This is a genomic window from Bradyrhizobium hipponense, from assembly GCF_008123965.1.
GTDB classification, from domain to species: Bacteria; Pseudomonadota; Alphaproteobacteria; order Rhizobiales; family Xanthobacteraceae; genus Bradyrhizobium; species Bradyrhizobium hipponense.
Genome location: NZ_VSTH01000061.1, coordinates 23,890 through 35,110, shown reverse-complemented (window position 1 = coordinate 35,110; position 11,221 = coordinate 23,890). Strand labels below are relative to the sequence as shown.

Annotated in this window: 11 protein-coding genes; 7 read left to right on the top strand and 4 right to left on the bottom strand. The window is 64.6% G+C overall.

Annotated elements, in window-relative coordinates; all coding sequences use genetic code 11:
* Nucleotides 1-30 precede the first annotated feature (30 nt).
* A complete protein-coding gene (locus FXV83_RS20200) occupies nt 31-318 on the bottom strand; it encodes an usg protein (RefSeq protein WP_148741153.1) in 288 nt (95 codons plus the stop codon).
* A gap of 388 nt (nt 319-706) precedes the next feature.
* Between FXV83_RS20200 and FXV83_RS20195 the strand changes: the two genes are divergently transcribed.
* The 3 genes from FXV83_RS20195 (at nt 707) to FXV83_RS20185 (ending at nt 3,157) form a co-directional block, all read left to right on the top strand.
* A complete protein-coding gene (locus FXV83_RS20195; protein WP_148741152.1) occupies nt 707-1,021 on the top strand; it encodes a co-chaperone GroES in 315 nt (104 codons plus the stop codon).
* 45 nt (nt 1,022-1,066) lie between these two features.
* Nucleotides 1,067-2,707, top strand: a complete 1,641-nt coding sequence (gene groL / locus FXV83_RS20190; RefSeq protein WP_148741151.1) for a chaperonin GroEL — start codon at nt 1,067-1,069, stop codon at nt 2,705-2,707.
* 162 nt (nt 2,708-2,869) lie between these two features.
* The gene (locus tag FXV83_RS20185; protein WP_148741150.1) at nt 2,870-3,157 is read left to right on the top strand and encodes a GIY-YIG nuclease family protein; all 288 of its coding nucleotides are present in this window, start codon (nt 2,870-2,872) and stop codon (nt 3,155-3,157) included.
* 104 nt (nt 3,158-3,261) lie between these two features.
* Here the strand turns inward: FXV83_RS20185 and FXV83_RS20180 are convergent, their stop codons facing one another.
* Complete coding sequence (locus FXV83_RS20180) at nt 3,262-4,101, bottom strand: LysR family transcriptional regulator (protein ID WP_148741149.1); 840 nt, start codon at nt 4,099-4,101, stop codon at nt 3,262-3,264.
* Between the two features lie 133 nt (nt 4,102-4,234).
* Between FXV83_RS20180 and FXV83_RS20175 the strand changes: the two genes are divergently transcribed.
* The gene (locus FXV83_RS20175; RefSeq protein ID WP_148741148.1) at nt 4,235-4,828 is read left to right on the top strand and encodes a cysteine hydrolase family protein; all 594 of its coding nucleotides are present in this window, start codon (nt 4,235-4,237) and stop codon (nt 4,826-4,828) included.
* Nucleotides 4,829-4,839: 11 nt separating this feature from the next.
* Entirely contained in the window at nt 4,840-5,469 is a 630-nt protein-coding gene (locus FXV83_RS20170) for a glutathione binding-like protein (protein ID WP_148741147.1), read from the top strand.
* Between the two features lie 7 nt (nt 5,470-5,476).
* Here the strand turns inward: FXV83_RS20170 and FXV83_RS20165 are convergent, their stop codons facing one another.
* On the bottom strand, nt 5,477-6,697 hold the full coding sequence (locus FXV83_RS20165; RefSeq protein ID WP_235939907.1) for a DUF2778 domain-containing protein: 1,221 nt from the start codon (nt 6,695-6,697) through the stop codon (nt 5,477-5,479).
* A 503-nt stretch (nt 6,698-7,200) separates the two neighbouring features.
* On the opposite strand from FXV83_RS20165, the gene FXV83_RS20160 reads away from it, so the two are divergent.
* Entirely contained in the window at nt 7,201-7,737 is a 537-nt protein-coding gene (locus FXV83_RS20160; protein ID WP_148741145.1) for a FecR domain-containing protein, read from the top strand.
* Between the two features lie 61 nt (nt 7,738-7,798).
* Entirely contained in the window at nt 7,799-9,688 is a 1,890-nt protein-coding gene (locus tag FXV83_RS20155) for a CHASE2 domain-containing protein (protein WP_148741144.1), read from the top strand.
* Nucleotides 9,689-9,701: 13 nt separating this feature from the next.
* Here FXV83_RS20155 and FXV83_RS20150 read toward each other — a convergent pair whose 3' ends face one another.
* Entirely contained in the window at nt 9,702-11,204 is a 1,503-nt protein-coding gene (locus FXV83_RS20150) for a glycosyltransferase family 39 protein (protein WP_148741143.1), read from the bottom strand.
* Nucleotides 11,205-11,221: the final 17 nt, after the last annotated feature.

Below are 11,221 nucleotides of genomic sequence, written 5' to 3'. Positions count from 1 at the left end.
AGTACTAACCCACCCTACAGGACCTCGCCGTCATTGCAGCCTGAACACGCCGTCCACCGAGCGCAGCTCCGCGGGCTTGATCAGCTTGGAATGCGCCACCGTGACCGAATGGAGCGGACCGTCGAGCTCTTGCTGCCAGAACGCCAAAAAATCCTTCAGCGCCGGAAATTTCGGAAACATGTCGTAGTTCTGCCAGACGTAAGTCTGAAGCAGCGATGGATGATCCGGCATCCGATAGAGAATTTGCGCGGTCGTCAGTCCATAACCCAGCACCTGTTTCCGGAAATCGTCGGAAACGGCCCCACTCCGCAAGCCCATGCCAACCTCCTTTGCAGGAGCGCATTCAAGGGGTGGCTTTCCGGTACGCGCCCTACGAGCCACCCGGTGGAGATGCGCTCACATGAGAGAAATGTGACGCAAACTGATAATCCATCTCAAGCCCAAAAGTTTAACAAGCTGTTGAAATTCAATGCGTTAGCAGCAGATGCGGCTCCGTGCTAATAAGGGCCCCAAGGACAGGCCAAGTCCGGTTAACGATGGTAAAGAATTCTGGCAGGCGGCGCTTCCGAGTGCTGATTTTTCTGCTAGAAGCCCTTGCCCCCGCAAAAATCCTGGCCTATTTCAGCTGCACCCGCACTAGCACTCGCGGGGTTCGACTGCTAACAATCTTAAATCATCAACCCGAGCAATAGCTTAGGAGGACTGCATGAAATTCCGTCCGCTTCACGACCGCGTCGTGGTCAAGCGCATCGACGCAGAAGAGAAGACCGCTGGCGGCATCATCATTCCCGACACTGCCAAGGAAAAGCCGTCCCAGGGCGAAATCGTCGCCGTCGGCCCCGGTGGCCGTGACGAGGCCGGCAAGCTGATCCCGATCGACCTGAAGGTCGGCGACCGCGTGCTGTTCGGCAAGTGGTCCGGCACCGAAGTCAAGATCGACGGCCAGGACCTGCTGATCATGAAGGAGAGCGACGTGATGGGCGTTCTCGAGGTCAGCGAGTCCAAGAAGAAGGCGGCCTAACAGCCCCCTCTCCCACCCCAGATCAACACCTAAGGAAAAATCCAGATGGCAGCTAAAGAAGTCAAATTCTCCGTCGACGCGCGCGATCGCATGCTGCGCGGCGTCGACATTCTCGCCAACGCGGTCAAGGTGACGCTGGGCCCGAAGGGCCGCAACGTCGTGCTCGACAAGTCGTTCGGCGCGCCCCGCATCACCAAGGACGGCGTCACCGTCGCCAAGGAGATCGAGCTCGAGGACAAGTTCGAGAACATGGGCGCCCAGATGGTGCGCGAAGTCGCCTCGAAGTCCGCTGACGCGGCCGGCGACGGCACCACCACGGCCACCGTTCTGGCGGCTGCGATCGTTCGTGAAGGCGCCAAGTCGGTTGCCGCCGGCATGAACCCGATGGACCTCAAGCGCGGCATCGACCTCGCGGTCGAAGCTGTGGTTGCGGACCTGCAGAAGAACTCGAAGAAGGTCACCTCGAACGACGAGATCGCCCAGGTCGGCACCATTTCGGCCAACGGCGATGCCGAGATCGGCAAGTTCCTCTCCGACGCCATGAAGAAGGTCGGCAACGAGGGTGTCATCACCGTCGAGGAAGCCAAGTCGCTCGAGACCGAGCTCGACGTCGTCGAGGGCATGCAGTTCGACCGCGGCTACATCTCGCCCTACTTCGTCACCAACGCCGATAAGATGCGCGTTGAGATGGACGACGCCTACATCCTCATCAACGAGAAGAAGCTCTCCTCGCTGAACGAGCTGCTGCCGCTGCTCGAGGCCGTGGTGCAGACCGGCAAGCCGCTGGTTATCGTCGCCGAGGACGTCGAAGGCGAAGCCCTCGCCACCCTCGTCGTCAACCGCCTGCGCGGCGGCCTGAAGGTCGCGGCCGTCAAGGCTCCGGGCTTCGGCGATCGCCGCAAGGCCATGCTGCAGGACATCGCGATCCTGACCGGCGGCCAGGCGATCTCGGAAGATCTCGGCATCAAGCTCGAGAACGTCACGCTCAACATGCTCGGTCGCGCCAAGAAGGTGATGATCGACAAGGAGAACACCACGATCGTCAACGGCGCCGGCAAGAAGGCCGACATCGAGGCGCGCGTGTCGCAGATCAAGGCGCAGATCGAGGAGACCACCTCGGACTACGACCGTGAGAAGCTCCAGGAGCGTCTCGCCAAGCTCGCTGGCGGCGTCGCGGTGATCCGCGTCGGCGGCGCGACCGAGGTCGAGGTGAAGGAGCGCAAGGATCGCGTTGATGACGCGATGCATGCGACCCGCGCGGCTGTCGAGGAAGGCATCGTCCCGGGCGGCGGCGTCGCCCTGCTCCGTGCTTCCGAGCAGCTCAAGGGCCTGCGCACCAAGAACGACGACCAGAAGACCGGCGTCGAGATCGTGCGCAAGGCGCTCTCCTCGCCGGCCCGCCAGATCGCGATCAACGCCGGTGAAGACGGCTCCGTCATCGTCGGCAAGATCCTGGAGAACAAGGCCTACGCTTACGGCTTCGACTCCCAGACCGGCGAATATGGCGACCTCGTCAAGAAGGGCATCATCGACCCGACCAAGGTGGTCCGTACCGCGATCCAGAACGCAGCCTCGGTTGCCGCTCTCTTGATCACCACGGAAGCCATGGTCGCCGAGCTGCCCAAGAAGGGCGGCGCCGGCCCCGCGATGCCTCCGGGCGGCGGTATGGGCGGCATGGACTTCTGATCCGGCCGTTCAGGCAAAGCCAAGAAATGCGAAACCCCGGCAGCGATGCCGGGGTTTTTGTTTTGCGAGTCTTTTTGCAAACACACGCGAAGGTGGTCTGCTGCTCCGTCATTCCGGGGCGCGACGAAGTCGCGAGACCGGAATCCATTTCACCACTTGCTCATGGCCTATTACGTCTATCTTCTCGCCAGCAAGAAATACGGCACGCTCTATCTCGGCGTGACGAACGATATTGTCCGCCGCATCCACGAACATAAGAGCAAAGTCGTCGCCGGCTTCAGCAAGCGATATTCCGTCGACAAGCTGGTGTGGTTCGAGATCTACGATGATCCCATTACTGCCATCGAGCGCGAGAAAGTGCTGAAGAAGTGGCGGAGAGAATGGAAGATCCGGCTCATTGAAGAACAGAATCCGCAATGGAATGATTTGTACCCGCAGATTGCGAGTTGAGCTTGCGGGTCAATGGATTCCGGGCTCGCGCTTCGCGCGCCCTGGAATGACGGTGGGCGTGCCGTTAGTTTTAACGACGTTGAACCGGCGACCGCCACGCCCGATCAGCCGTGCGGAACATCCTTGAAGCAGTGCCGCACCCACGCGATCGTCAGGCGCGTCGCGGGATCGCGCTTGAGATGGTTCTGCACGAGCAGCCAGACATCGCGGCGCTTGGGGAGCAAGGTCGCGCGCAAACTGCGGTCGGCCAGCAGCGATCCGCAATTGTGTTCGGGCAGCACGCCGATGGCCTGATGCGATGAGATCATCGTGCGGATGATTCGAACGTTGTCGGTGACGCAGCGGGCGGCCTTCAGCCGCCTGGCACGCAGGAACTGCTGCTCCGGGATGGCATCAAGCTCGTCCGGATAGGCGCAGACGATCGATGCGGTATCGGCTGCCTCGACCGGCTCGAAGAAATACAGCCGCACCTCCGCGAGCTTGGAGATCGTGAAGTCGCCCTTCTCCGGCTTGCGCAGCCGGATGGCGAGATCGGCCTGCCAGCGCGAGAATTTTACGTTTTCGCTCGAGGTCAGGAATTGCAGCGTCAGGCCGGGATTGTCGCCGAGGAATTTTGCCGCGCGCGGCGCCAGCAGCTCCTCGGCGACTGAACTGGTCGACGCGATGCGCAGGCGGCCGACCGGACCCGGCTGGCTCTCGCGCAGGAGATCGATCGCCGCGACATGCGCCGCCATCGCGCCGACATGCTCGAGCACCGCCTCGCAATGCCGCGTCGGCCGGCGCAGCCCGTCGGCGGCCTCGAACAGCGGCACGCCGAGATCGCGCTGGATCCGCGCGAGCCTGCGTCCCACGGTGGTCTCGTCGATGCGCAGCCGCGCGCTGGCGCCGGCATAGGTGCCCTCGTCCCTGACCGCAGCGATGATGCGCAGATCGTCCCAGTTCATCGCGGCGAGCCTAGCAGGCCCCGCCCCGTTCCTGCAAATTTGCAGCCATATGCTGCAATAGTCCTGCACAATGGCAGGCCGCAGCCGGGCTAGTGTCGGACCATCCGATCGTCTCGAAAGGCCTGACTGCCAAATGACCGCTCCAAAGACCCTGCTCGAACTCGCCGGCGCCGACCTCAATCCGGCGAAGCTCGGCGAATCCTGTCTCGTGCTGATCGACATCCAGAACGAATATCGCGCCGGCCCGCTGGCGCTGCCGGATGCAGAGGCCGCGATTGCCGCGGCCGCCCGTCTGCTCGCCGATGCCAGGCAGAGCGGCGCGGCGATCTTCCATGTCGCGCACAAGGGCCGCGCCGGCAGCCTGTTCGACCGCGAGGCCGAGCGCGGCGCCATCGTCGCGAGCCTGGCTCCGCTGGCGAGCGAACCCGTGATCGAGAAGGCGCGGCCGAATGCCTTTGCCAGCACCGATCTGCAAGCCCGGTTGGCTGCGACCGGACGCAAGAACATCGTGCTGGCGGGCTTCATGACCCACATGTGCGTGAGTTCGACCGCGCGCGCTGGGCTGGACCTTGGCCTTCGCACCACCATCGCAGCCGATGCCTGCGCCACCCGCGACCTGCCCGACGGGCGCGGCGGAACGCTGGCTGCAAGGATCATTCACGAGGTCGCGCTGGCCGAATTGTCGGACCGCTTCGCGCTGATTGCGCGCGGCGATGCACTGAAATGACGGAGCGTGCGATGCTGCAACTCTATTTCTTTCCGATGGCCTGCTCGCTCTCCAGCCGTATCGCGCTGCTGGAGGCCGGCTTGGATGCGCAATATCATTTCGCTCATATCTGGACGAAGAAGGTCGTGGACGACGGCAGCGACTTCCGCGGCGTTTCACCGAAGGGCGCCGTGCCGGTGCTGGTGCTGGAGAACGGCGAGCGGCTGACTGAATGCGCGGCGGTGCTGCAATACATCGCCGATCTGAAGCCGGAGATGGGTCTCGCGCCCGCATTCGGCGATCCCGACCGCTACCGCCTCCAGGAATGGCTGAGCTTCATCGCTGCCGAGATCCACAAGGGATTTCTGTATCCGACTTTCTGGTACAGGGATGACGGATCGCTCGCCAAGCCGCGTGCAAGAATAGCACAGACATTGTCGGTGCCCGCCGAGCATGTGGCGGACCGCGAATTCCTCGTCGGCGACCGCTTCACCGTCGCGGATGCTCACCTCGCCTGGGCCTTGCTGCTGCTCCGTCCCGCAGGCGTCGACATCGCACAATGGCCATCGTTGTCGGCCTATCTTGAACGCATGCAGACGCGGCCTGCCGTGCGCGAGGCGATTGCCACCGAGATGGCGCTACGCAAGACGCTCGCGGCTTAGGCCGAGATCACTCCACCCGCGCCAACACCGCGAGCTTGCGGATGCCCTTGTTGCGGTAGGCGTCGAGGAACGCGTAATAGTCCTTGAACGACACGCAGCCGTTGGAATCGCCGTTCGGCCCGAGCATGAAAGTATGGGCGAGCAGGCCGTCGCGGCCGTAGATCGCGCTCTCGCCGCCGATCGGGGTCAGGCGCAACGCGGGCACGCCGTGGAACAGCGCTTCACGCGGCTTCAGCGCGTAGATATGCGGCGGCGTCACGCCGCGCATGCGAACCCGCGAAGAGCGCGGATCGTCGAGATTGGAGCCGAGGCCGGAATGCGCCTCGAGCTTAGTGCCGTCGGGCAGATATACCGTCTTGGCAGAGATGTCGTAGACCGCGGTGTCGCGCTCATAGGGCGCCGAACCGCCGAGCATCGGGTTCTGCTCCCTCGGCGCGATGCTCGCGGTCACGCTGGCATCGGCCGAGGCATAGGCCAACAACCCGCCGGACGGCTCGCGCTTGCCCCAGAGCTTTTCCACCATCGACTGCCGCGGCCCGGTGATCGACATCACCGCCGCCTTGGCGCGATCGGCGAAGGATTTTGTCGGCTTGGCCTCAGGTGCCGGCACGATCTCGGCCGGATCGGCCGAGGCGAGCTGCACTGGCGCGTCAGCGCGCTTGGCCTTCGCAAGATCTCCGACCTTGTCGGCAATCTTGTCAGCGACCTTGGTCGGGCTCAGCGGCTTCAGCGCCTCCGCGACCTTCGCCGTCACGGTCGGCTTCGCCGAGTCCTTGGCAGCGTCCTTTGCAGTATCCTTGGCTTCGGCAATCTTCGTTGCTGGAGCCTGGGCGACGGCGCTCGCCGCATTGGATTCCACGCCTTGCGTCGCCGCCGCGGCAAAACGTTCGTTGAACATCTCGCGCGAGATCGGCGCGGCCACCTGCAGCCGGTCGGGCAGAAGCGCGAAGGCTTCCTTGACGGCCTCGCCCGCCTCGCGCAGCACGACCCTGGGTGCGCGCTTGATCACGGGCTCGTCGTAACGGAGGCTGCCGACGGTCGGATAGACGCTGGCGGCGAAGATGTTGCTGTAGACGGTCCAGCCGGCACCAAGGACGACGCAGCCAATCGCGGCCGCGCCGAGCACGTTTTGGGTGGTCGTTTTCCGGGAAGGCTTCCGAAGAGAATGCTTCGAGAACTTCTTGGACTTCCGTGCCGCGTTACTTTGCGCAGCGATACTCGTACTCATTCGCCTTGCGTCCAGGACGGTGTCACTCAGTCCCCCTTCGAAGTGCCGCTGCTGGTCACGTTCCGAAGCCAGCATCTCGCAGAGGGTCGGAGCGTCATTAAGGCGACTTTTAGTTAAATGCGGATTAAGTTCGGGCGGATCTGGGGCGGCGGGTCAGCGCTGTCCCATTTCGAGAAAACACCCGCAGAAATACGGACTTAGGCGCATCTGTTAACCATGTTTCTCGGCCGGTTTGGCGCAGTCACCCCATGGCTCCGGCCAGCTCCTAAGGCGCATCCAACCACGTCATTTTCGTGGTCTTCCAGCCTCGCCAGACCATAGGACCGCACCGTTGCGCGAGGCTGGCGAGCTCCGGCTGACCGAAAGTTGATCGCGCGCAATCTGGACGTGGACCGGACGAGAAAATAGCTCCGCTTGCCGGCACTGTTCAGCAGCCTCTGCATGTGATACGGTACCGTATCAACATCGCCCTGAAACGTGCCGCGCACGAATTGGAGGCTGCCATGAAAAGCGTCGCGAGAAGCGTCGCGCGCGCCGGGTTTTTCGCTCTGGCGTCTTCGTTTTTGTTGACCGGATACGCAGCCGCGCAGCCTGCAGCCAATGCAGGTTGCACGCCGTCGCCGTCGGCCGCCGGCACACAGACCTGGCGCTGTGACAATGGCATCACCATCGTCGCAGAAAATGGCGCCAGATTTGAACTTAAGGACGCCAACCGCGACGGACATATTGACTCCGTGGAGTTGAGCAGCAAAGCCCTGCTGATCGAGGTTCCCAAGAAGCCGGGCGGCACTCCGTTCAAGGTGCTGACGCCGCAGGCGATCGCCGCGGTGCGCGGCACCAGATGGGCCGTCGATGTCGCTGACGCCAAGACCTCGGTGTTCGTCGCCGACGGTCGTGTCGGCGTGAATCGCAGAGTTCGCGGACGCGGCGTCGTACTCGGCCCCGGCCAAGGCGTCGACGTCGAGGCGAGCGGTCCGCTGACCGTCAAGCAATGGGGCCAGCCGCGTATCGACGCCCTGATGGCAAGGCTCGGCCAATAAGACTTGGTCAATAAGGCTTGGACGATAAGGCTTGATCAAAAGTAGATTGCAGAACGACGGTATGAATAGTCGACGCGTTCAGATCCTGGTGGCTCTCGCCCTTACCGCGCTGTGGGGCGCCGGCATCTATGCCGGCCACGCCAATGGCCATCTGCGTTTTCTCGACCGTCTCGAGGCAACGCTGACGGACCTGCGCACGCTCGCACGCGGCGTGCAGCGTCCGCCCGATCTCGTCACCATCGTCGCGATCGACAACACCGTGGTGAAGCGCGGCGGCAGCTATCCGCTGCCGCGCGCCGATCTCGCGCGCGTCGTCGACACCATCGTGCAGTTCAAGCCGAAGGTCATCGCAATCGACCTGCTCCTGGTCGACCGCAGCGCCGCGATCGGCGATGCCACGCTGGCGCAGACCCTGGCCACCGGTCCCATAGTGCTTGCCGCCGCGGCGATCTTTCCGACCGCCAGCGAGACCGTTGCAACTGGCGGCGAGGACCCGCTCGCCGTCCTGCCGCAGGCCGAGCGTTTCCTGCTGCCGCTGCCCGCATTCGCCGAACACGCCGAGGTTGGAATCGTCAACGTGGCGACAGGGCAATCGGGCTCGCCGCTCTCGGTCCCGATGCTGTTCCGCACGCGTGACAAGGTCGAGATGTCGTTTCCGTTGCGCGTCGCGAGCCGCGCGCTCGACAAGGCGCTGACGATCGCGCCGGACCGTCTCATGCTCGGCGATCGCGCGGTGCCGACCGACACCGACTTCGCCCTGCCGATCACTTATTACGGCCCGCGCCGCACCATCCGCACCGTCAGCGCGCAGAGCGTGTTCGACGGCACGCTCGACCGCAAGGCAATCGAGAACCGGATCGTGGTGATCGGCGCCGCGGTCGCCGGCGGCGGCGATTTTTATCCGACGCCGTTCGATTCCCTGATGCCCGGCGTCGAGGTGGTCTCGACCGCGATCACCCATCTGGTCGCCGGCGACGGCATCGTGCGCGACCACAAGGTCCACGTCGCCGACGCGCTCGCCGCGATCCTGCTGCCGATGCTGCTGGTTGGATTGCTGGCCTGGCGGCGCAGCGCGCCCGGCCTCGTCGCCGCGGCTGTGGTGATGATGGCCTGGGCCGCGCTCAACCTGTTCGCGTTCACGCACGGAATCTGGCTGAATGCGGCGACCACGCTCGCAGCCGCAGTGCCGCCGGTTGCGGCCTTTGCCGGCGTGCAATTGTGGGCCGGAGGCCGCCGCACGCAATATCTCGCCGCCAAGAGCAGGTCACTCGCGCAATTCCAGGCGCCGGCGGTGCAGGAGTGGCTAGCCCGCGATCCCGATTTCCTGGCAAAGCCGGTCCGGCAGAACGCCGCGATCGTCTTCATCGATCTGTCCGGCTTCACGGCCCTGAGCGAACGGATCGATCCCGATGCGCTGCGGGACCTGCTCAAGGCATTCCACGCGCTGATCGACAGGGCGGCGGTCGATTGCGGCGGCGTGATCACCGGCTTTCTCGGCGACGGCGCCATGATCCTGTTCGGTCTGCCCAGTGCGATGCCGGACGACGCGGCTCGCGCGCTGAAGTGCGCGATCGACCTGCACCGCAGCGTCGAACGCTGGATTGGCTCGCTGCCTCCTGAGGTCGCGGACCAGGTCGGCTTCAAGATCGGCGCGCATTTTGGCCCCATCGTCGCCTCCCGCCTCGGCGAGAGCCACCAGCACATCACGGCGACGGGCGACACCGTCAACGTCGCGAGCCGGTTGATGGAGGTCGCCGTCCAGAACGATGCGCGATTGGCCCTGAGCGATACGCTGCTCGATGCCGCCGATTTCCTGGGCGATCCCGACGGCACTTTAAGAGGCCCGCTGCGCACGCAGGTTCGCGGCCGCTCCGGCACAATCGCCGTCTGGTTCTGGCGCGACGAGCGTCAATCGAGACGTCCGGCGGCCGAAGCCGACGTGACGAGCTGAGCCTTCGAAAGCGCTACCGCGCTTCAGGCGGCGGCGAGCGGTCCAGCACGTCGCCCTTGGCGCCTTCCAAGAGATCGATGCCGTAGGTCTCGACCACGAGCGGCCCGCGCTTGCGCTGCAATTGCGCAACTTTCGTCACCTGCGCAAAGAGGTCGTTGAGGAACGGGCGGACGCCCTCGCTCGGCTCGTCGAGATAGAGCAGCTTGCCCGCGAGCAGTTTTGGATCGGGTTCGGGCATGTTGACCCAGCGGATACGCTGGCTCTGCTGCGCGATGCAGGTGCCCGGCGGCAAATAGAAGGCGAGCCAGCCGGTCGTGCCGTAGTCCGGCGCCAGGACGCACGTCGCACCGGTGCGCACGCGCACGGCCTCGATCTCGGCGGCGAGCTCGCGCCAGCCGACGCCGACGCTGCGCACGGTCGCATCGCGGCGATAGCCGGATAGCCAGCCGGTATTGGCCTGCACGATGAGGGCCGCGAACATCACGATGCCGGTGGGCGCGGCCCAGCGCAGGCAGAAATCCGCCAAGCGCCGCTGGCGCGGCTTCCACGGCACGAGATTGGCGGCGGCCGCCGCGGCGACGACGAAGGGCGGATAGACCGGCGCGAACCAGTTGGCCTCGACGCGGGCATGCAGCGAATGCCAGACGAAATAGACGACGATGGTCCAGAACATGGTCTCGATCAGCACGCGCGAGGCCAGCGCGCCGGCCCTGCGCCAGGTCAGCGCGTGCACCCCCATCGCCCCGAGGATGAAGACGAGCGGCGTTGCGAATGCGATCTGGGTCGGGATCAGTTCGGCCATGAAGACCGGCCGGAAGTCTTCTATCTTCGCGCGCCCTAGCTGTTTTGCGAATGAGACCCATTGATGGTCCGCATTCCAGAGGATCACCGGCGAAAACAGCGCCAGGGCGACAAGGCCGCCGAGATAGGGCCAGGGCGAGAGGAACCAGCGCCGCAGCTTCGGCACCGCCGCGAGCCAGATCAGGATCGCCGGCCCGAAGAACATTGCGGTGTATTTCGACAGCAGCGCCGCACCGACGGCGACGCCGACGGCCAGCCACCAGGCGCCGCAGCCGGTCTCCAGCACCTTGGCGAGAAAGAACAGCACGAAGCTCGAGGCGACAAGCAGCGGCGCGTCGGGCGTCACGATCAGCGTACCGACCGCAGCCAGCAGCGTCACGTTGAGCAGGATGGCGCTGGTCGCGGCGACGCGCGCGCCGCCGAACAGGATCGCGGCCGAGCGATAGATCGCGTAGCTCATCGGCAGCGCCAGCAGGATCGAGACCAGGCGAACGCCGAGCTCGGTATCGCCGGCGATCATGGTGCCGGCGCGGATCACGTAGGCAACCATCGGCGGATGGTCGTAGTAGCCGCCCGCCAGGTTCTTCGACCACATCCAGTAGTAGGCTTCGTCGAACGTGATCGGCGTGAACGCGGCCGCGACGAGCCGCAAGCCGATCAGCGCAAGGATCACCAGCGCGGTATTGCGGACGATCCGCGCGTCAGCTCCGCCCATAGTCAGCTTCCTCGGCG